The sequence below is a fragment of the Streptomyces profundus genome, assembly GCF_020740535.1.
Classification (GTDB): Bacteria; Actinomycetota; Actinomycetes; order Streptomycetales; family Streptomycetaceae; genus Streptomyces; species Streptomyces profundus.
The window spans coordinates 2167513-2187631 of sequence record NZ_CP082362.1 but is presented as its reverse complement, the minus strand read 5'-3'; the positions used below and the strand labels follow the sequence as shown (position 1 = coordinate 2187631).

The window sequence follows — 20119 nt, the reverse complement described above, 5'->3', positions numbered from 1 at the left end:
GTCAGGCCGTGCCGTCGCCCTGGCCGGGGCGCTGCTTCCGTTCGTCGACCACGCCCAGTTCGAGCAGGGCGTACTCGTCCAGGACGGTGCCGGCCTCGACGCCGTCGCGCTCCTCGACCTGGACCTTCTGGAATCCGAGGTAGTGGAAGGTCTCCGGGGCGAAGAGGTAGGCGGACCGCGCGCCGGTCCCGGTGTCGGTGCGGGCCATGCCCAGCGCGGCGCGGCCCGCGATGTCCTCGGTGTTCTCCAGCAGTTCGATGCCCGGCACCCGCCCCAGCGCCTCGTAGACGCCGTCCTTGAGCCCTGGCGGCAGCAGATCGGAGAACGCCAGGGCGCCGAGCCCTTCGAACACCCGCTGTTCCAGGGCTTCCCCGGTCAGCCCGTCCCCCTCCCCGAACTCCCCGTACACCCGGTCCAACAGCCCGTCGGCGTCGGTGGGCAGCGTGGTGAGGAAGTCATAGGTGGGTGACTCCAGATACGGCTCCCAGGGCTCCGAGTCGAGGGACTGACCTTCTCCGGGGACGCCGCCCTCAAGGTGGTGCGACCAGCCCCTGGTGCCGTCCGGGGACATCCAGATCTCCACCTCCGCCGTGCCGACCGCCGTGGGCCCCGTCGGGACCACCACCTCGGCGTGGACCTCCGGGGTCGACGGGAGGCCGCCCGGGTCCGGCTGCTCGGGCATGGCCAGGGGGGCGCGCTCCTCCTCCCACTCGAAGACGGTCCGCAGCACCCGTGAGTAGATGTACTGGTCGGCGTCCGGCACCGGAGTGCCCCGCTCGCCCGCCGTGGTCGCCACCCGGTCGAGCAGTTGGGCCGGGGAGGCCGGCGCGGCCTGGGCGGGGGCCTCGGAGCCGCCGTTCCCGGCCAGCGAACCGGCGGTCACGGCGCCGCCCACCAGGGCCGCCGCGACCGGGATGGCCACCCACAGGGCCCGCCGCCCCCTGAGCCGGGCCGTCGCCGGTTCGGCGCCGGCCCCGTCGGTCGTCTCGGTCGTCTCGCGCATCACGAACTCCTCCAGCACTCGGGCGCGGTCCTCCGTGAGGGCCGCCACCTCGGGCGCCGGGAGCAGTCGCTCCAGCTCCTCGCGACGGGGTGTCGCCTTGTCACGCTTCACGGGATGTTCCCTCCTCGGACCGGACCGCCGTCAGCCGGCGGTCAACTGTTCCTTGTCCGCTTCCGGGGCGGCGTTTCACGGCGGTCTCGCGCGGGGCCCCGGTGGTCAGCTCCTCGTCGGTGAGCGCCCGCAGCCGTTCCCTGGCCCGGAACAGCCGGGTGCGGACGGCGCCTTCGCGCACGCCGAGTGCCACGGCGGCCTCGGCGTGGGAGAGGCCGGACCAGACGCAGAGCATGAAGACCTCGCGGTCCTTGGGCCGCAGCCGGTCCAGGGCGCGACGGGCCGCGGCGACCCGGGAGGCGTCGGTGATCCGCCCGACCACCTCGTCGGCGATGTCGGGCATGGCCTCATCGCTCGGCAGCCGGGTCAGGACGTGTTGATAGCGGCGCCTGGAACGCGCGGTGTTGCGCAGGGTGTTGAGGGCGATCCCCATCAGCCAGGGCCGGGGGCCGTGGCCCTCGTCCCTGAACCGGTCGCGGAGGCGCCAGGCCTCCAGGAACGTCAGGGAGACGACGTCCTCGGCCAGGGTCGTGTCACCGGTCGCCCGCAGGGCATAGCGGTGGATCAGCCGTGCGTGAGCGCGGAACAGTTCCCGGAACGCCTCCGGATCGCCGGCGCGCACGCGTGCGTGCATCGTTGGGTCCACACCTCTGTGATGTCCGCACGGGCCTCGACGTCACGCACGATCTCGCGGGCGGCCGGAGAGGCGGTTGGAGACGTGGTCGGAGAGGCGGCCGGAGAGGCGGTCATCACTTCGGGTGAAACTCTGGCCGTCTCTTGCGGTTGGCAACTTTCTGTTGTCAAGCTGTTGCTGTTTGTCAGCATAAAGCGGAAGCAACTGTGGGAGGGGCCTGTGTCATTCGGTGAACAGCCCGCGTATCTCCGGGTCGCGGACGACCTTCGGCAGCAGATCACCGACGGCAGCCTGCCACCACACACCCGGCTCCCCTCGCAGGCCAGCATTCGGGCCTCCTACGGGGTCTCCGACACGGTGGCGCTGGAGGCGAGGAAGGTGCTCATGGCCGAGGGCCTGGTCGAGGGGAGGTCCGGCTCCGGCACCTATGTGCGGGAGCGCCCGGTGCCGCGCACCATCGCGCGCAGCGGATATCGCACGCTGGGGGAGTGCTCGCCCTTCCGGCAGGAGCAGGCCGACGAGCGGGTGCGCGGCACCTGGGAGGCCCAGAGCGAGCGGGGCGAGGCAGCGCCGGGGATCGCCGAGCGGCTGCGGGTTGAGCCCGGCGATCCGGTGATGTGCACCCGCTATGTGTTCCGGGTGGGCACGGAGCCGTCGATGGTCTCCACCTCCTGGGAGCCGCTGGGGCTCACCGGGCGCACGCCCGTGGTGCTGCCCGAGCAGGGGCCGCTGGCCGGGCGCGGGGTGGTGGAGCGGATGGCGGCGATCGATGTGATCGTCGACAACGTCGCCGAGGAGGTCGAGGCCAGGCCGGCGCTGGCCGCCGAGGCCAGGGTGCTGGGCGGCCTGCCGGGGCATCCGGTGCTGGTCGTCCGCCGCACCTACCGGGCCGGCTGTCTGCCGGTCGAGACGGCGGATGTGGTGGTGCCGGCCGATCGGTTCCGCGTCGCGTATCACCTGCCGGTGCGCTGAGGGGGGTGTGCCCGGCCGGTCCCCGGCGGGGTGGTGTCAGTGCCACCCCGGTCCGGTGTCCGTCCCCATCGTCGCGGCGCCCGCGGCTCCGTAGCGTCAGGGGTGACGGCGCGGACGGGCGTTGTCTGAGCAGAGGAGTGGGCGATGTTCCGAGGAACGGACGTGGGGGCGGTCGGTTCGGCCGAGGCGCTGCGGATGGTCTCCGTGCACCGGGTGTACGGCGGCCACGGCGCCGAGGGCACGGCGGTCAAGGCGCTGGACGGGGTCACGCTGTCGCTGCCCACCGGAAGTTTCACGGCGGTGATGGGCCCGTCCGGCTCCGGCAAGAGCACGCTGTTGCAGTGCGCGGCCGGGCTCGACCAGCCGTCGAGCGGCCGGGTCGTGGTGGCCGGCGCCGAGCTGGTCGGCAGCGGCGAGGCGGAGCTGACCAAGCTGCGCCGGCAGCGCATCGGCTTCATCTTCCAGCAGTTCAACCTGCTGCCCACGCTCACCGTGCTACAGAACGTCACGCTCCCGCTGCGGCTGGCGGGCCGCAAGGTCAACCGCCAGCGGGCGGTGCGCACGCTGGAGCAGCTGGGCCTCGGCCAGCGGCTGCGGCATCTGCCCGCGCAGCTCTCCGGCGGCCAGCAGCAACGCGTCGCCATCGCGCGGGCGTTGGTGACGGAGCCGGATGTGATCTTCGCCGACGAGCCCACCGGGGCGCTGGACACCCGCAGCGCCCGCGAGGTGCTGGGCCTGCTCGGCGAGGTCGTGCGGGTCCATGGCCGCACGGTGGTGATGGTCACGCACGATCCGGTGGCCGCCGCCTACGCGGACCAGGTGCTCTTCCTCGCCGACGGCCGCCTGGTCGGCACGCTGGCGCGGCCCACCGCCGAGGCGGTGGCCGAGCGGATGACCAGGCTCGGCGCGTGGGACGCCGCCGAGGTGGCCGACACGATCGCGGCGGGGGCCTGAGATGTTGCTGATGGCGATGCGTTCGCTGGCCAAGCGGCCAGGCGGCTTCGTGGCGGGGTTCCTCGCCGTGTTCTTCGGCGCGGCCATGGTGATGGCCTTCGGCTCCCTGCTGGACACGGCGGGCGAGCCGGGAGTGCCGGACACCAGCGTCGAGACGCTGGAGACGATGGCCTTCGTGGTCGGTGGCTACGGCCTGGCGCTGGTGATCTTCGCCGTGGTGTCCACCATGTCGCTGACGGTCCGGCAGCGGGGCAGGGAGATGGCGCTGCTGAAGAGTGTGGGGGCCACCCCGGGGCAGGTGCGGCGGCTGATCGTGGGGGAGACGCTGCTGCTGGCGCTGGCCGCCGTGGCGCTCGCGATCCCAGCGGCGATGCCGCTGGGGCGGCTGCTCTTCGCGGCCCTGCGGGAGACCAACCAGATCGACGGCGGCATCGAGTACGTCTTCGGCCCGGCCGCCGTGTCCATGGGAGTGGCCAACGGAATGATCGCGGCGCTGGTCGGCGCCCTGTTGACGGCCCGTCGGGCCACCAGGATGCGGGCCGTCGAGGCCATGGTCGACGCGGCCGGCGCCGGGGACGCGGGCCCGTTGATGGGGCGGTGGCGCTGGATCGGCGCCCTGCTGGGGCTGGCCGCCACGGCCACGGCCGCCGTGATCACGCTGACCGTGATGGACGGCGAGGGCACGGACGTCATGATGTCGGCCGGCCCCGGGGTGGTGGGTGCCGCGATCACGGTGGCGCTGCTCTCGCCGGTGCTGCTGCGGATGACGACGCTGCTGCTGGGCTGGGTGGTGCGGCTGCTGGCCGGCGTCAGCGGCCAGCTGGCGGTGAGCAACGTCCGCCGGCGCACGGGGGAGTTGGCCAGGGCGGTGATGCCGGTGACGCTGTTCACCGCGGTCACGGCGGGCACGCTCTCCATGCAGCGGGTGGAGAACGCCCAGCTCAAGGCCGAGGGCGCGGCGGTGCTTGAGGACAGCCAGACGATGGAGACCATGAACTACGTGGTGGTCGGCATCATCGCCGCCTTCTGCTGCATCATGCTGGTCAACACCCTGGTCGCCGCGACGGCCTTCCGCCGCCGGGAGTTCGGCCAGCAGCGGCTGGCCGGCGCCACGCCGGGGCAGGTGCTGCGGATGGTGGGGGCCGAGGCCGTGCTGGTCGCGGGCGCGGGGGTGTTCTTCGGGCTGCTGGCCTCGCTGACGGCGCTGGTGCCCTTCAGCCATGCGCGGGCCGGCGTCTGGTTCCCTTCGGACGGCGTGGTCTGGGGCATCCACGGAGCGGTGGTGGGGTTCGCCGTACTGGTCACGCTGGTCGCCAGCGTGGGCACGGCGCGGCGGATGATCCGTCGCTCCTCGGCGGTGGAGGCGGTGTTGGCCGCCTGAGCCGGGGGCGAGCGCCGGCCATGGCTCAGGGCGCCGTGGTCAGCTCGAACCAGACGGTCTTCCCTGCGGAGCCGCGCCTGGTGCCCCAGCGGCGGGCCTCCCGGGAGACCAGCGAGAGCCCCCGACCACCCTCGTCGTCGGGGGTGGTCGCGCGTTCGCGTGGCGGGTCGAGCACCGGGTCGGTGACCTCGATCAGCAGCGTGGAGCCACGCACCACCCGCAGCTCCACCGGGCCGTGCGCATGCCGCACCGCGTTGGTGACCAGCTCGCTGACCAGCAGTTCAGCCTGGTCGATCAGCGCGTCCAGGCCCCAGCCGCGCAGGGTTTCGACGACCACCCCGCGCGCCTCGCGCACCACCCGACGCTCGGCGGGGAACGTCCAGGAGGCCAGCCGGTCGGGCGGCAGGCCGCCGAGCCGGGCGATCAGCAGCGCGATGTCGTCCGAGTCGTGGTCCTTGACGTTGGGGCGCAGCGCCCCGATCAGGTGGTCGCAGATCAGGCCGAGCGGGGCGTCCGATCCTGAGATGCGTTCCAGCAGCTCGCACAGCCGGCCGACCCCGACGCCGAGGTCCTCGTCCCTGGTCTCGATCAGGCCGTCGGTGTAGAGCACCAGCAGGGTGTCCTCGGGGACCTCGACGCGCGCCTCCTCGAAGGGCAGGGCGCCGACCCCGAGCGGCATGCCGGACGGCAGCTCAAGCGGCTCGGCGCGCCAGCGTTCCGTGTCCGGGTCGCGGCTGACCAGCACGGGCGGCAGATGGCCCGCCTTGGCGATGGTGCAGACCTGGGTCGCGGGGTCGTAGACGGCGTAGGCGCAGGTGGCCATCATCGGGTCGTCCGGGTGCTGGGCGATCTCCTTGCCCAGGTCGTTGATGCGGCGCAGCAGCTCGGCCGGCGCCAGATCGAGGGTGGCCAGGGTGCGCACGGCGGTCCGCAGTTGGCCCATGGTGGCCGCGGCGCGCAGCCCGTGCCCGGTGACATCGCCGATCACAAAGGCCATCCGCCCGCCGGCCAGCGGGATCACGTCGAACCAGTCCCCGCCGATCTCGGCGCCGCTGGCGCTGGGCACATAGCGGTGGCTCACCGTGACACCGGGGAGCTCCGGCAGCCACTGGGGCAGGAGGCTGCGCTGGAGCATCAGCGCGCCCTCGCGTTCCCTGGCGTAGAGGCGGGCGTTGTCCAGGGAGATCGCCGCGCGGGTGCCCGTCTCGGTGGCCAGCGCCAGATCCTCGCGGTCGAACGCGTTGCGTCGCTCGGCGCGGCTGATCAGCAGCAGGCCGAGGGTGGTGCCCCGGGCGCGCAGCGGCACGGTCAGCATGGAGTGGATGCCGAGGCCGCGGACGGACTCGGCCATCGGCGAGTCGTCGGGCTGGCCCTCGGTCAGGGTGTCCTGGTTCTCGGCGAGATGGGGGGAGCCGTGGGCCAGTACCGAGGCGAGGATCGGGCTGGGCACGAAGGCCATGGTGTAGCCGACCCCCAGCAGCCTGTCGACGTCCGGGGTGTGGCGTTTGGCGGCGACGCCCAGCTGGACCAGCCGCACCGCGTCGAGATCCTCGACGGGCTCGGGCTCGCCGCCCTCGACGAGGGAGGCGAGCAGCAGCACGCTGGAGAAGTCGCCGAACCTGGGGACCAGCTGACGGGCCAGCGTCTCCGCGATCCTGCGCACGTCCAGCAGGTCGCCGAGGGCGTTGCCGACGTCGTTGAGCAGGGCCAGCCGCTGCCGGGCCCGCTCGATCTTGGCCAGCGCCTCCCGGCGGTCGCTGATGTCCATCACGGTGCAGCCGATGCCCAGCGGCTCGCCCGTCCGGTCCGTCAGGCGGCCGAGCGAGACGGAGAGCGCGCCGTCGCCGCTGGGGGACGAGGTGACCAGGTCGATCACGGACTGGCCGGTGTCCAGCACCTCCTGCTGGAGGCGATACAGCTCCTGGGAGGCGGGCTTGGGCAGCACGTCGAGCACGGTCCTGCCCCGCAGGTCCTGGTCGCCGACGGAGTGCAGCCGGAGCAGCGCGTCGTTGACCCGGACATAGCGCAGCGACGTGTCGAAGATGGCGACGCCGAGCGGGGAGGCGGTGAACAGCCCGTCGAGGGCGGCCAGGTCCTGCTCGACGCCCCTGAGCCGGTCGACTTCGACGAGATTGGCCAGAATGAGCGGGGTGTCGTCGGCATCCCTCAGCGGGCTGGCCCGGCAGTCGAGCGCGACGGTCCGGCCGTCCCGGTGGCGCAGCGGCAGCACGCCGCGCCAGCCGCCCTCGGCCAGCACGCCGCGATGGGTGAGCAAGGACCCCGACTCCCCGTCGGGGGCCAGGAGTTCGGCCAGCCGGGTGCCGACGGTCTCCCGCTGGGAGCGGCCGAGGATATCGTCGAGCGACGGGCTCCACAGCACGATCCGGTCCGCGGAGTCCAGCATCAGGAAACCGACCCGCAGCACGTCCAGCAGTGAGTGTTGACTCGCCCCGCCTGGGGAGGCCCTGAGCCGGCCTCCCGGGCGGGCAGGTTCTGTGCGCAAGGCTCCATGTCCCCCGTCGGGTGCCTTCACCGGCCGGGTCCGGCGAAGCAGGGCTGAATATCCCTTATACCCGATTGTGCATGGGGTCAGCGGCGCCCGCGCCCTCCGGCCTCGACGCGCGCGGCTCGCTCGACCCGCTCCACGAGATAGCGCGCTTCCATCTCGGCCGGGATCGGCTCGGCCTCGATGGCCGTGCCCTCCGGGCGTAGTCGTTTGATGAGCCGCTGGGCCTCCGCCCTGGTGGCGCAGTGGCCTATTCGGTAGCGGCTGCCGTTCTTGTCCTGACGGATCACCTGCCAGGGGTGCAGGTTGCTGCCGTTCATCACTCACCCCACCTCCGCATATGCCAGACCTTACGCCAGCGCCTTACCCAGCGCACACGGATCAGGCCATAGCGTTGGTGTTATGCGCCGGCGCACACAATATGCACCCCCTGTGCGCCGTTTCGGTGAGCCGGTTCAGTCGTTCCTCTTCCGGCGCCGAATCCGCGAGCCGAGCCAGACCAGCGGGTCGTAGCGGCGGTCCACCACCCGCTCCTTCAGCGGGATCAGGGCGTTGTCGGTGATCCTGATGGACTCGGGGCAGACATCGGTGCAGCACCTGGTGATGTTGCAGAAGCCGAGGCCGTGCTCCTCCGCCGCCGAATCGGCGCGGTCCAGACCCTGACGTTCCGCCTCGTCCAGCGGATGCATCTCCAGTTCGGCCGCGCGCATCAGGAAACGAGGGCCGGCGAACGCCTCCTTGTTCTCCTCGTGGTCGCGCACCACATGGCAGACGTCCTGACACAGGAAGCACTCGATGCACTTGCGGAACTCCTGCGAACGGGCCACGTCCTCCTGTCGCATCCGGTACTCACCGGGCCCGAGGTCGGCCGGGGGGACGAAGGCCGGGATCTCCCTGGCCTTGGTGTAGTTGAAGCTCACATCCGTGACCAGATCCCGCACCACGGGGAAGGTCCGCATCGGGGTGACGGTCAACGTCTCCCCGGGGTCGAAGAGCGACATCCGTGTCATGCACAGCAGCCTGGGGCGGCCGTTGATCTCGGCGGAGCACGAGCCGCACTTGCCCGCCTTGCAGTTCCAGCGCACCGCCAGGTCGGGCGCCTGGGTGGCCTGTAGCCGGTGGATCAGGTCGAGCACCACCTCGCCCTCGTACGCCGCCACGGTGAAGTCCACCAGCTCGCCGGACGGCCCGTCCCCACGCCAGATCCGCAGCCGGGCGGGCCGGCCGGCGCCGCCATCGGCCTGCCTCTCGCCCGCTTCTTCGCCCGCCATCTCGCCCGCCTCGTCGTTCGGCCCTTCGCTCACGGCGTCCTCAGCTCCTCGTCCGTCAGGTACTTGGACAGCTCGTCCTCCTCGAACAGGGCGAGCAGATCGGCTCGGATGGGCGGCAGCGCGCGGCGGGAGAGGCGGACGCCGGCCCCGGCGGCCGGCAGTTGGCACAGCAGGTTGACGCGGCGCCAGTCCGGGTCCATCGCCGGGTGGTCGTCCCTGGTGTGCCCGCCCCTGGACTCGGTGCGCTCCCGGGCGGCCAGCGCCACGCACTCGCTGACCAGCAGCATGTTCCGCAGGTCGAGGGCCAGATGCCAGCCCGGATTGTACTGCCGGTGGCCCTCGACGACGACTCGTCCGGCGCGTTCGCTGAGGGCGCTGAGGCGCTCCAGCGCGTCGGTCATCTCCGCCTCCCTGCGGATGATGCCGACCAGGTCGTTCATGGTCTGTTGCAACTCCTGGTGGATGGCGTACGGGTTCTCCGCCGCGTGGGCCCCGTCCGCCGTGTCGTCCGTCGCGCCGAACGGGCGCAGCGCCTCGGCCGCGGCGGCGTCCAGCTGGGCCCGCGCCGCCAGCGGCCGGCGCTCGGCGGCGAGGCCAGCGGCGTGCAGCGCCGCGTGCAGCCCGGCGCGGCGGCCGAACACCAGCAGGTCGGAGAGGGAGTTGCCGCCCAGCCGGTTGGAGCCGTGCATGCCGCCGGCCACCTCGCCGGCCGCGAAGAGCCCCGGCACCCCCGTGGCGGCCGTGGTGTCCGGGTCGACGTCGACGCCGCCCATCACGTAGTGGCAGGTGGGGCCGACCTCCATCGGCTCCCGGGTGATGTCCACGTCGGCGAGCTGCTTGAACTGGTGGTGCATGGACGGCAGTCGGCGGATGATCTCGGCCGCCGGCAGTCGCGAGGAGACGTCGAGGAACACCCCGCCGTGCGGGCTGCCCCGGCCCGCCTTCACCTCGGCGTTGATCGCCCGCGCCACCTCGTCGCGCGGGAGCAGCTCGGGCGGGCGGCGATTGCGCTCCGGATCGTCGTACCAGCCGTCCGCCTCGGCCTCGTCCCGCGCGTACTGGGCGCGGAACACCTCGGGGACGTAGTCGAACATGAAGCGCCGGCCGTCGCTGTTCCGCAGCACCCCGCCGTCGCCGCGCACCGACTCGGTGACCAGGATGCCCTTCACCGACGGCGGCCAGACCATCCCGGTCGGGTGGAACTGGACGAACTCCATGTTCACCAGCGGCGCCCCGGCCAGCAGCGCCAGCGCGTGCCCGTCCCCCGTGTACTCCCAGGAGTTGGAGGTCACCTTGAACGACTTGCCGATGCCCCCGGTGGCCAGCACCACCGACGGGGCGTCGAGCACCAGGAACGTGCCGGACTCGCGCTGGTAGCCGAAGACCCCGGCGACCCGCTCGCCCGGACCGCCGTGCTCGGTCAGCACCCGGGTCACCGTGCACTCCTGGAAGATCCGCAGTCGGGCCTCGTGGTCCCCTGTCTCCCGGAAGTCCTCCTGTTGCAGGGCCACCACCCGCTGTTGGAGCGTGCGGATCAGCTCAAGGCCGGTGCGGTCCCCGACATGCGCCAGCCTCGGGTACTCGTGGCCGCCGAAGTTGCGCTGCGAGATCCGCCCGTCCGCCGTGCGGTCGAAGAGCGCGCCCCAGGTCTCCAACTCCCAGACGCGGTCGGGGGCTTCCCTGGCGTGCAGCTCGGCCATCCGCCAGTGGTTGAGGAACTTGCCGCCCCGCATGGTGTCGCGGAAGTGCGTCGCCCAGCTGTCGCGGGCGTTGACGTTGCCCATGCTGGCCGCGATGCCGCCCTCGGCCATCACGGTGTGCGCCTTGCCGAACAGCGACTTGCAGATCACCGCCGTGCGCAGGCCCTGCTCCCGCGCCTCGATCGCCGCCCGCAGTCCGGCGCCCCCGGCGCCGACCACCACCACGTCCCAGGACTCTCGTGCCACGGTGCTCACCCTCGTCACCCTCTCCTCGTCGGATCCGGACCGGCGCCTGAGCCGGTCGGCTAGAACAGCTGCGGATCGGTGAACACGTCCGTGGCCAGCAGATACACATAGAGGTCGGTCAGCCCGAGACTGGTCAGCGAGGCCCAGGCCAGCAGCATGTGGTGCCCGTTCAGCCGGCTGATCCAGTCCCACAGCCGGTAGCGCACCGGATGGCGGGAGAAGCTCCGCAGCCGGCCGCCCATGATGTGCCGGCAGGAGTGGCAGGAGAGCGTGTAGCCCCACACCAGCACGATGTTGACCAGGAACAACACCGTGCCGAGGCCCATATGACCCCACGCGTAGTCGGCGTCCCGGAAGCCGAGCACGGTGTCATAGGTGAGCAGCAGCGCGATCCCGGCCGAGGCGTAGAAGAAGTACCGGTGCGCGTTGTTGACGATCAGCGGGAACCGGCGCTCCCCCGAGTAGGAGCGGTGCGGCTCGGCCACCCCGCAGGCGGGCGGCGAGGCCCAGACCGAGCGGTAGTACGCCTTGCGGTAGTAGTAGCAGGTGATCCGGAACCCCAGGGGCAGGGCCAGGAAGATCAGCGCGGGGGAGAGCGGCCACCAGTCCCCGAACAGCGCCCAGTTGGGACCGTCGCGCATCGGCTCGCAGCGTTCGGCGAGGCACGGGGAGTAGAAGGGGGAGACATAGGGTGCCGCGTAGTAGTCGGCGTCCGAGAAGGCGCGCCAGGTCGCGTAGACGACAAAGGTCAGCAGTCCGAGCGCGGTCGCCGCCGGCGCCAGCCACCACCGGTCCGTGCGCAGATGGCGACGGCCGATGGCGGCCCGGCTCGGGGGAGCGCTGGGTTCGGTTTCGGTGGCCACGAGAACTCTCCGTAAAGCTCGTCGGGGCGGGTACGGTGCGGCGCCGTGCCCTCGGCGGCGTGCGGGTCAGGGGCGGCCAGGGCCGTGCCTGGTGCCAAGCCCTTCGTCGTCGGCGTCGTGCCAGAGCCGCCGGTCGTACGGCGCCTCGGGGATCTCGATCGGCTCGGGCGCGGGTGGTACGGGGGGCTTCCCGGCGGTGGCCATGGCCAGCAGGGCCAGCCCCTCCCGCAGGTGATCCGCGTCCGTGCGCAGCCTGCGCGTCTCCAGACCGCGGCCGAACCGCCGTTCCAGCCGGCCGATGTGGTGGGACAGCTGGTCAATACAGCGCTGTGCGGCGCGCATGTCCTCATGCGGCAACCTCACGTGCCACCTCCGTTGGTGGTGCATCGCCGGTTTCGAGTGTGACGCGTGCCACAGCGGATTGGGAAGGGGGCGTGAGGCGTTGATCGGACGGCCCGTCACCGCGTGCTCAGCGGTGGGCCGGGCGGGTGGTCTCGGCACGGTTCGACGCGGTTTGACGCCGTGTCGTCGTGGTCCTTCGGGTGCGGTCGCCTTGAGTGGCAGATACGTGTGATGAACGGGTAAGCGGATCACGCCCGGTGGGTCGGAGGGACAATCGATGGCAGGCGTCTGCGCGGGAACCGAGCACGGGACCGGATGGGGCGACCACCCGACGGGGCGCGCCCCGCGCCCACGCGCCGCACCATGGATCGCGGCGCTCACCACCGGCGCGCTCCTCGTCCCCGCGCTGGCCGGCTGCGGCGGCGGCTCCACCCCCGACGCGCTCGCCGACGACGCCGCCCAGTCGGTGGCCACCGCCCAACGCGGCGCGCTCCGCCAGGGCGGCACCGCCGGCTGGGCCATCGACCGGCTCCCCACCACCCTCAACGCCTTCCAGTACGAGGCCGACGAGATCACCGAACAGATCGCCGCCGCCACCCTGCCGACCCTCTTCACCATCGACGCCCAGGGCCAGCCCCAGCGCAACCCCGACTATCTGCGCTCCGCGGAGATCACCACCAGGGAACCCAAGCAGCAGGTGGTCTACACACTGCACCCCGATGCCACCTGGAACAGCGGCGAACCCCTCACGGTGGACGACTTCATCGCCCAGTGGGAGGCACTCAAAGGCGACGACCACGCCTACTGGTCCGCCCGCGCCCAGGGCTACGACCGCGTCGAGAAGATCGCCCAGGGCCCCGAACCCCACCAGGTGGTGGTCACCTTCGCCCAGCCCTACGCCGAGTGGCGCTCCCTCTTCAGCCCGCTCTACCCCGCCGAGGTGACCGGCGACCCCGAACGCTTCAACGAGGGCCTGCGCACCGAACTCCCCACCTCCGCCGGCCCGTTCCTGATCGAGTCGATGGACCAGGACGCCGGCACCGTCACCCTGGCCCGCGACGACGCCTGGTGGGGAGACCCCGCCCTGCTGGACGAACTCGTCCTCACCACCGTCCCTCGCGCGCAGCGCGGGGCCGCGCTGCTGGACGGAACGGTGGACATCGCCGAGGTCACCCCCGCCGACGCCGACCGCATCGACGCGGCCCGCACCGACCAGGGCGACGACGGCAAGGGCGACGACGGCAAGGGCGAGGGCCTGGGGGAGAACGACCTGGCCGCCGCCCAGGGCCCCTCGACGGCGCTGGACGCGCTCCACGAGATGGCCACCGCCCGACTCAGCGGCACCCCCGACAGCGAGGCGGCCGACCAACGCTACGCGGCGGCCGTGGCTCGTGCCGAGCAGACGAGGGAACGCACCTTCGCGACCCGCGAGGAGGCACTCAGGGAACAGCTGAGCGGCTTCACCACGCATCGCGCCTACCACCCCAGCTACACCCAACTCACCCTGAACGGCAGCTCGGAACTGCTGGCGGACGAGCAGGTCCGCTGGGCCGTCGCCCGCGCACTCGACCGCGAGAAACTGGCCAAGGACGTGCATGGTCCGGCGAGCCTGCCGGTACGGCCACTCGGCAGCCATGTGCGAGTGCTGGGCCAACACGAGTACCAGGACAACAGCGAGGCGATCGGCGGCGCGGGCGCCCGCCAGCCGGCCGACCTGCTCGACGAGGCCGGCTGGCGCCACCAGGCCCCCGGCCCCGAGGACCCGACCACCGACGGCAAGTCGGCCGCGTCCCCCACCACGGCGGCCCAACCTCTCAGCCCCCGCCTCCCCGCCGCCCACCAACGCGCCGCCCTCCTCCACCAGGCGGCCTCCTTCCTCACCTCGCCCGCCCCCGACGCGGTCGCCTCCGGCGGTTCGGCCGCGACGGCCTCCGGCGCGGCCGGCGCGGCCACGTCTCCGTCGGGGCCGTCCGCCCGGGGCGCGGCCCTTGCCGCCGGTGGCGGCGTGGCCATGGCCGGCACGGTTGGCGCGGCCACCGCCGTCTCCGGGTCGTCCGCCCAGGACGCCGCCGAGGAGGCGTCGCGGGAGGCCGCGCGGATGGCGGTGGCGGCGGAGGCGCCGGTGCGGGGGAAGGACGGGGAGGCGCTCAGCCTCCGGTTCGTGGTGCCGGACGGCACCGACGCCGAGCCGCTGCGGCAGGTGGCCCGGCGGATCGCGGCGATGCTGTCGGCCGTCGGGATCGGCACGGAGTTCATCGAGGCGCCAGCGGCGGAGTTCTTCGACGGATACGTCGTCCCCGGCGCCTTCGATCTGGCGCTCTACTCCTGGCCGGCGTCCGCGTTCCCCGCGACCGACGCGACACCGGTGTTCAGCAAGCCGCAGTCCCTCCCCGGCGGACAGCTGCTGATCGAGCAGAACTACGCCCGGATGGGCACCGACCACATCGACCAGCTGTTGGACCGGGCGAAGGGCGAGTTGGACGAGAGCGAGTACCACCGGCTGCTGGATCAGGCGGACGCCCGGATCTGGGCGGCGGCCGGCTCGTTGCCGCTGTACCAGCGGCCCCAACTGGTCGCCGTCAACGGCGACCTGGCCGGGGTGGGCGCGTTCGGTCTCGCCACCCCACGCTTCCAGGACATCGGCTTCCGCGCCTGAGAGCGGAAAGGTCAGTGCGGGGTCCGCGGGCCGATGACGGAGAGAAGTCGCAGCCGCTCGTGGCTCTCGGTGTCCGGGGCGGCCGTGTAGACGAGGAGGCGGTGCGACTGGTCCGGGTCCAGCAGCGACTGGCAGTTCAGCTCCAGCTCGCCGACCTCGGGGTGGATGAAGCGTTTGGTGTGGTGCGGACGGACCCCGATCTCGTGCTCCTCCCAGCGCCTCCGGAACTCGTCGCTCCTCTCCAGCAGCAGGTCGACATAGCGGGCCGCCCGCGAGTCCGGCCCCCGCAGCGTGGCGATCTCCCGCAGGCCGGAGGCGAACACCCGCGAGAGCAACGGGTGATCCGCCGGCGCGTAGAGCGCGCGGGTCGCCGGGTCGGTGTACCAGCGGTAGCCGACGCTGCGCGCCGGCCCGGTGTACCGGGTCGTGTCGCCGGTGAGTGCGACGCCGAGCGGGCTCTGGCGCAGCGTCTCGCCCAGTTCGGTGACGATCTCGGCGGGGGTGTCGTCCAGGCGGTCGAGGATGCGGAGCAGCCCCGGGGTGATGTGCTCGCTGACCGTCCCCCGGACGGGCGGGGCCTGGCCGGCGAGCCGGAAGAGGTGGTCCCGCTCGTCGAGGGAGAGGCGTAGGCCCTGGGCGATCGAGGCGATCATCTGCTCGGACGGCTGGGGGCCGCGTTCCCGTTCGAGCCGCGCGTAGTAGTCGGTCGACATATGGCAGAGCGCGGCGATCTCCTCGCGGCGCAACCCGCTGGTCCTGCGGCGCCGGCCGCGCGGGAGGCCGACGTCCTCCGGCTGGAGCAGTTCTCGGCGGCGCCTGAGGAACGCGGCCAGGCCGGTCCGGTCGATCTCCACGGGTCTCCTCACTCGGGGTCCCTCCTTTGTACCGCCCGCGCACCGGGGCAACCACGGATCGCCGATCCCCCCTTCCGGCGACGACGGCTGACACTGCCTGGGCCGTGCACCGGATCCCGCCCCGGTCCGACGTGGCCTCGGCTCGCCCATCAGCGGATCGAGAGTCCCTGAACAACACCGGCGATCCCCGCCACCGTGGAGTCAACGACGTTCTCAGGGAGTGCATCCATGTCACGTGGAACCATCGACATCACCGTGCCCGACCTCTCCGGAAAGCGCGCCGTCGTCACGGGGGCCAGCGACGGCATCGGGCTCGGCATCGCGGCACGGCTCGCCGCCGCGGGGGCCGAGGTGCTCATGCCGGTCCGCAACGCGGGCAAGGGGGAGGCGGCTCTCGCCGAGATCCGGCGGCGCACGCCGGCGGCGGACGTGTCGCTGCGCGCGCTCGATCTCTCCTCGCTCGCCTCCGTGGCGGCGCTGGGCCGGACGCTGCTGGAGGAGGACCGGCCCATCCATATCCTCGTCAACAACGCCGGCGTCATGACACCGCCCGAGCGCCAGACGACCGAGGACGGGTTCGAGCTACAGTTCGGCACCAACCATCTCGGCCACTTCGCCCTCGTCGCCCACCTGTTGCCCCTCCTGCGCGCCGGCCACGCACGGGTGACCTCGCAGATCAGCGTCGCGGCCAACCGCAACGCCATCAACTGGGACGATCTGAACTGGGAGCGTTCCTACCAGGGCATGCGCGCCTACAGCCAGTCGAAGATCGCGCTCGGGCTCTTCGGCCTTGAGCTGGATCGACGCAGCGAGGCGGGCGGCTGGGGCATCACCAGCAACCTGTCCCATCCGGGGATCGCTCCGACGAGCCTGCTCGCCGCCCGTTCGGAGATCAGCCGCGACCGGGACACCCTGGGCGTGCGGGTGATCCGCGCCCTCTCGGCCCGGGGCGTCCTCGTCGGGACCGTGGGGACCGCGCAGCTGCCCGCTCTCCACGCCGCCACCTCGCCCGACGCCGAACGCGGCGGCTTCTACGGGCCCCGCGGGCCCGGGCACATGGGCGGCCCGCCGGGAGAACAGAAGCCGTACAGCCGGCTCCGCTCCACGGAGGAGGCCCGGCGCGTCTGGCGGGTGTCCGAGGAGCTGATCGGCGCCCCGCGCCGGGGGTAGCCCCAGCGCGACGGCCAAGGCCACACCCCCTCAGCACGGCGCCGCTCCGCGCCGGAGCGGTCCTGTTCGGCGCCGGGCCGAGGCCGCACCTGCGTTCGCCGCCCCGCGCCGGAGCCAGGTCCTGTCCGGCGCCGGGCCGACGGCTCGCCTGCGTTCGCGGCCCCGCCCCGCCCCGCGCGGCGGGGGCTTCGGGCGAGCCTGCGGTGGCGCCGGCCTGTGTGACCCGGCCACCGCCGCCGCCCGGCGCCCCGCGTCGGGGCTCGCCGCCCCGCCCCCGGCCCGCGTGGCCGGGGCCCCGGGGCGTTCCGCCACGGCCTCGGGCGCTTGGCGGGTGCCCCTGCCGGCCCGCGCGGGCAGCGCTTGGTCTAGGCCGGCGGTGCCGCCGCCTGGCGCAGCGTGCCGGTACCGCGTGACTTGGGCCCGCCCTGTGTGGCCCGGCGCTCCGCGCCGGGGTCGGGTCCTGTTCGGCGTCGGGCCGAGGCCGCGCCTGCGTTCGCCGCCCCGCTCCGCCGGGGTCCGCGCGGCAAGCGCTCCGCCCCGCCCCGCGCTGCCCCGCCCCGCGCGGGCAGCGCTTCGCGGGCAGCGCACCCCGCTCCGCCCCGCCCCGCGTGGCCGGGGCCCTGCGGCGTTCCGCCACGGCCTCGGGCGCTTGGCGGGTGCCCCTGCCGGCCTCGCGCGGGCAGCGCTTGGTCTAGGCCAGCGGCGCCGCCGCCCGGCGCCCCGCGCCGGAGCCAGGTCCCGTTCGGCGCCGGGCCGACGGCTCGCCTGCGTTCGCTGCCCCGGCTCGCGTGGCCGGGGCCCCGGGGCGTTCCGTCACGGTCTCGGGCGCTTGGCGGGTGCCCCTGGCGGCCTCGCGCGGGCAGTGCTTGGCTTAGGCCGGCGGTGCCGCCGCCCGGCGCAGCGTGCCGGTACCGCGTGGCCTGGGCCCGCCCTGTGTGGCCCGGCCACCGCCGCCGCCCGGCGCTCCGCGCCGGAGCGGTCCCGTTCGGCGCCGGGCCGAGGCCGTACCTGCGTTCGCCGCCCCGCCCCGGCCCGCGCGGCAAGCGCTCCGCCCCGCCCCGGGCTGCCCCGCCCCGCCCCCGGCCCCGCGCGGCAAGCGCACCGCGCCCCGTACCATGGCTGTCGAGGCCGGAGCCACGGCCTGTCTGGTGCGGGGCTGGGGGGCCCAGCGGTTCGCCGGGCATGGCCCTTGTCTGCCGAGCCGTCTCAGCCACGAACTCGGGAGAACTGCCCAGCCATGCCTACGCGCCACGACATTCGCAATGTCGCCATCGTCGCCCACGTCGACCACGGCAAGACCACGCTGGTGGACGCCATGCTCCGGCAGGCGGGGGCGTTCGCCGCACACCAGCACATGGACGACCGGATGATGGACTCCGGGGATCTTGAGCGGGAGAAGGGCATCACCATCCTCGCCAAGAACACCGCCGTCCGTTACCACCCCAAGGGCGGTGGCGACCCCGTGGTGATCAACATCATCGACACGCCCGGCCACGCCGACTTCGGTGGCGAGGTGGAACGAGGGCTCTCGATGGTGGACGCGGTGGTGCTGCTGGTCGACGCCTCCGAAGGGCCGCTGCCGCAGACCCGGTTCGTGCTGCGCAAGGCGCTCCAGGCGCGGCTGCCGGTGATCCTGTGCATCAACAAGACGGACCGCTCCGACGCCCGGATCTCCGCCGTGGTGAACGAGACGTACGACCTCTTCCTCGATCTGGACGCGGACGAGGAGCAGATCGAGTTCCCGATCGTCTACGCCTGCGCCAGGGACGGCGTCGCCTCGCTGACCCAGCCGGCCGACGGCACCGTGCCGGACGACAGCGACAGCCTGGAGCCGTTCTTCAGCACGCTGCTGGAGTCGGTGCCGGCGCCGGTGTACGAGGAGGACGCGCCGCTTCAGGCGCATGTCACCAACCTGGACGCGGACAACTTCCTGGGCCGGATCGCGCTCTGCCGGGTGCGGCAGGGCAGCCTCCGCAAGGGGCAGACGGTGGCCTGGCTGAAGCGGGACGGCTCCTCGTCCCTGGTGCGGGTCACCGAGCTGATGATGACGGAGGCGCTCACCCGCAAGCCGGCCGAGGTCGCCGAGCCGGGCGACATCTGTGCCGTCGCCGGCATTCCGGACATCATGATCGGCGAGACCCTGGCCGACCCGGAGCGGCCCGAGGCGCTGCCGTTGATCACCGTCGACGAGCCGGCGATCTCCATGACCATCGGCACCAACACCTCGCCGCTGGTCGGCCGGGGCGGCAAGGGGCACAAGGTCACGGCGCGCCTGGTCAGGGACCGGCTGGACCGTGAGCTGGTCGGCAACGTCTCGCTGCGGGTGCTGCCGACGGAGCGGCCCGACGCCTGGGAGGTGCAGGGCCGCGGTGAGTTGGCGCTGGCCATCCTGGTGGAGACGATGCGCCGGGAGGGCTTCGAGCTGACCGTGGGCAAGCCCGAGGTGGTCACCCGGGAGATCGACGGGAAGGTGCACGAGCCGGTCGAGCGGATGACCATCGACGCGCCCGAGGAGCACCTGGGGGCCATCACCCAGCTGATGGCCTCGCGCAAGGGCCATATGGAGACGATGACGAACCACGGCTCCGGCTGGGTGCGCATGGAGTTCCTGGTGCCGTCGCGTGGGCTGATCGGCTTCCGCACGGAGTTCCTCACGGAGACGCGGGGCACCGGCATCGCGCACAGCATCTTCGAGAAGCACGAGCCCTGGGTGGGCGAGCTGCGCACGCGCAAGAGCGGTTCGCTGGTGGCCGACCGGCCCGGCGTCACCACCCCCTACGCGATGATGAACCTCCAGGAGCGCGGCGTGATCTTCGTCGAGCCCGGCACGGAGGTCTACGAGGGCATGATCGTGGGGGAGAATTCCCGCTCCGACGACATGGACGTCAACATCACGAAGGAGAAGAAGCTCACGAATATGCGCGCCGCGGCCTCCGACACCACGGAGAACCTGGTGCCGCCGCGCCGGCTTTCGCTGGAGCAGTCCCTGGAGTTCTGTCGCGAGGACGAGTGCGTCGAGGTGACGCCGACCGAGGTGCGCATCCGTAAGGTGACGCTGGACCAGCGGGCGCGCGGCCGGGCGACGGCGCGGGCCAAGCGGCAGTGACACCGAGCCCGTGAGGTTGGGGTGGTGAGAAGGCGTCAGTGAGCCCGAACATTGCGGGCATCGCCGACATTGGGCCGGTCATGTCAAGCGACTTTCTGGCCCGCTATGAGGTGGCTCGTCCGTTATCCGGACCATGGGGCGCGATTTACGTCACATCGGTCCGGATAACGGAGAGGGCAGTCGGGCGCTTTGTCCGATTTTGACCCCTATCCCCCTGTCATCTTCATCAAAATGAAATGGGGGGGCGGTGGTTAGCGCGAGGTTTATGCCCAATAGTTGTGGGCATTGCGAACCGGACGCGCGTGACGCGGGTAGAACGTCTCCGTGATCCGGGGTTCTCAAGTAGTGAC

15 protein-coding genes are annotated in these 20119 nt (G+C 72.6%); 6 read left to right on the top strand and 9 right to left on the bottom strand.

Annotation, left to right across the window (positions count from 1 at the left end):
* Window position 1 precedes the first annotated feature (1 nt).
* Together K4G22_RS09400 and K4G22_RS09395 are read right to left on the bottom strand one after the other, a co-directional pair.
* Window positions 2–1114 carry a CU044_5270 family protein gene (locus K4G22_RS09400; protein WP_228079428.1) on the bottom strand — a complete coding sequence of 371 codons (1113 nt, stop codon included), beginning with the start codon at window positions 1112–1114 and terminating at the stop codon, window positions 2–4.
* Window positions 1104–1748: an RNA polymerase sigma factor gene (locus tag K4G22_RS09395; RefSeq protein WP_228079427.1), complete on the bottom strand. Its 645-nt coding sequence runs from the start codon at window positions 1746–1748 to the stop codon at window positions 1104–1106. Before K4G22_RS09395 ends, K4G22_RS09400 begins: the two co-directional genes overlap by 11 nt.
* A gap of 219 nt (window positions 1749–1967) precedes the next feature.
* Between K4G22_RS09395 and K4G22_RS09390 the strand changes: the two genes are divergently transcribed.
* The 3 genes from K4G22_RS09390 (at window position 1968) to K4G22_RS09380 (ending at window position 5055) form a co-directional block, all read left to right on the top strand.
* Entirely contained in the window at window positions 1968–2720 is a 753-nt protein-coding gene (locus K4G22_RS09390; protein ID WP_228079426.1) for a GntR family transcriptional regulator, read from the top strand.
* Between the two features lie 144 nt (window positions 2721–2864).
* On the top strand, window positions 2865–3674 hold the full coding sequence (locus tag K4G22_RS09385) for an ABC transporter ATP-binding protein (protein ID WP_228079425.1): 810 nt from the start codon (window positions 2865–2867) through the stop codon (window positions 3672–3674).
* Window positions 3675–3684: 10 nt separating this feature from the next.
* Entirely contained in the window at window positions 3685–5055 is a 1371-nt protein-coding gene (locus K4G22_RS09380) for an FtsX-like permease family protein (RefSeq protein ID WP_228079424.1), read from the top strand.
* 25 nt (window positions 5056–5080) lie between these two features.
* Here K4G22_RS09380 and K4G22_RS09375 read toward each other — a convergent pair whose 3' ends face one another.
* The 6 genes from K4G22_RS09375 to K4G22_RS09350 form a co-directional block, all read right to left on the bottom strand.
* A complete protein-coding gene (locus K4G22_RS09375; protein WP_228079423.1) occupies window positions 5081–7558 on the bottom strand; it encodes a SpoIIE family protein phosphatase in 2478 nt (825 codons plus the stop codon).
* Between the two features lie 86 nt (window positions 7559–7644).
* The gene (locus K4G22_RS09370) at window positions 7645–7881 is read right to left on the bottom strand and encodes an SPOR domain-containing protein (protein WP_228079422.1); all 237 of its coding nucleotides are present in this window, start codon (window positions 7879–7881) and stop codon (window positions 7645–7647) included.
* Window positions 7882–8016: 135 nt separating this feature from the next.
* Window positions 8017–8832 (bottom strand): succinate dehydrogenase/fumarate reductase iron-sulfur subunit, encoded by an 816-nt coding sequence (locus K4G22_RS09365; RefSeq protein ID WP_228084018.1) that lies wholly within the window; start codon window positions 8830–8832, stop codon window positions 8017–8019.
* A 29-nt stretch (window positions 8833–8861) separates the two neighbouring features.
* On the bottom strand, window positions 8862–10787 hold the full coding sequence (locus K4G22_RS09360; protein WP_228079421.1) for a fumarate reductase/succinate dehydrogenase flavoprotein subunit: 1926 nt from the start codon (window positions 10785–10787) through the stop codon (window positions 8862–8864).
* A 50-nt stretch (window positions 10788–10837) separates the two neighbouring features.
* Window positions 10838–11641, bottom strand: a complete 804-nt coding sequence (locus K4G22_RS09355; protein WP_228079420.1) for a hypothetical protein — start codon at window positions 11639–11641, stop codon at window positions 10838–10840.
* A 66-nt stretch (window positions 11642–11707) separates the two neighbouring features.
* Window positions 11708–12004 carry a hypothetical protein gene (locus tag K4G22_RS09350; RefSeq protein WP_425336638.1) on the bottom strand — a complete coding sequence of 99 codons (297 nt, stop codon included), beginning with the start codon at window positions 12002–12004 and terminating at the stop codon, window positions 11708–11710.
* Window positions 12005–12260: 256 nt separating this feature from the next.
* On the opposite strand from K4G22_RS09350, the gene K4G22_RS09345 reads away from it, so the two are divergent.
* Window positions 12261–14639: an ABC transporter family substrate-binding protein gene (locus tag K4G22_RS09345; protein WP_228079419.1), complete on the top strand. Its 2379-nt coding sequence runs from the start codon at window positions 12261–12263 to the stop codon at window positions 14637–14639.
* A gap of 11 nt (window positions 14640–14650) precedes the next feature.
* On the opposite strand, the gene K4G22_RS09340 is transcribed toward K4G22_RS09345, so the two are convergent.
* Window positions 14651–15493, bottom strand: a complete 843-nt coding sequence (locus K4G22_RS09340) for a helix-turn-helix transcriptional regulator (RefSeq protein WP_228084016.1) — start codon at window positions 15491–15493, stop codon at window positions 14651–14653.
* 228 nt (window positions 15494–15721) lie between these two features.
* Here K4G22_RS09340 and K4G22_RS09335 point away from each other — a divergent pair, with 228 nt between their 5' ends.
* Together K4G22_RS09335 and typA are read left to right on the top strand one after the other, a co-directional pair.
* The gene (locus tag K4G22_RS09335) at window positions 15722–16663 is read left to right on the top strand and encodes an SDR family oxidoreductase (RefSeq protein ID WP_228079418.1); all 942 of its coding nucleotides are present in this window, start codon (window positions 15722–15724) and stop codon (window positions 16661–16663) included.
* Window positions 16664–17900: 1237 nt separating this feature from the next.
* The gene (gene typA / locus K4G22_RS09330; protein WP_228084015.1) at window positions 17901–19769 is read left to right on the top strand and encodes a translational GTPase TypA; all 1869 of its coding nucleotides are present in this window, start codon (window positions 17901–17903) and stop codon (window positions 19767–19769) included.
* The last annotated feature ends 350 nt before the right edge of the window (window positions 19770–20119 follow it).

Excerpts from the sequence above, each read along its gene's own strand:
- K4G22_RS09370 (WP_228079422.1), bottom strand. The coding sequence starts at position 7,881 with ATGAACGGCAGCAACCTGCACCCCTGGCAGGTGATCCGTCAGGACAAG.
- K4G22_RS09385 (WP_228079425.1), top strand. The coding sequence starts at position 2,865 with ATGTTCCGAGGAACGGACGTGGGGGCGGTCGGTTCGGCCGAGGCGCTG.
- K4G22_RS09365 (WP_228084018.1), bottom strand. The coding sequence starts at position 8,832 with ATGGCGGGCGAAGAAGCGGGCGAGAGGCAGGCCGATGGCGGCGCCGGC.
- K4G22_RS09335 (WP_228079418.1), top strand. The coding sequence starts at position 15,722 with ATGTCACGTGGAACCATCGACATCACCGTGCCCGACCTCTCCGGAAAG.
- typA (WP_228084015.1), top strand. The coding sequence starts at position 17,901 with ATGCCTACGCGCCACGACATTCGCAATGTCGCCATCGTCGCCCACGTC.
- K4G22_RS09380 (WP_228079424.1), top strand. The coding sequence starts at position 3,685 with ATGGCGATGCGTTCGCTGGCCAAGCGGCCAGGCGGCTTCGTGGCGGGG.
- K4G22_RS09395 (WP_228079427.1), bottom strand. The coding sequence starts at position 1,748 with ATGCACGCACGCGTGCGCGCCGGCGATCCGGAGGCGTTCCGGGAACTG.
- K4G22_RS09345 (WP_228079419.1), top strand. The coding sequence starts at position 12,261 with ATGGCAGGCGTCTGCGCGGGAACCGAGCACGGGACCGGATGGGGCGAC.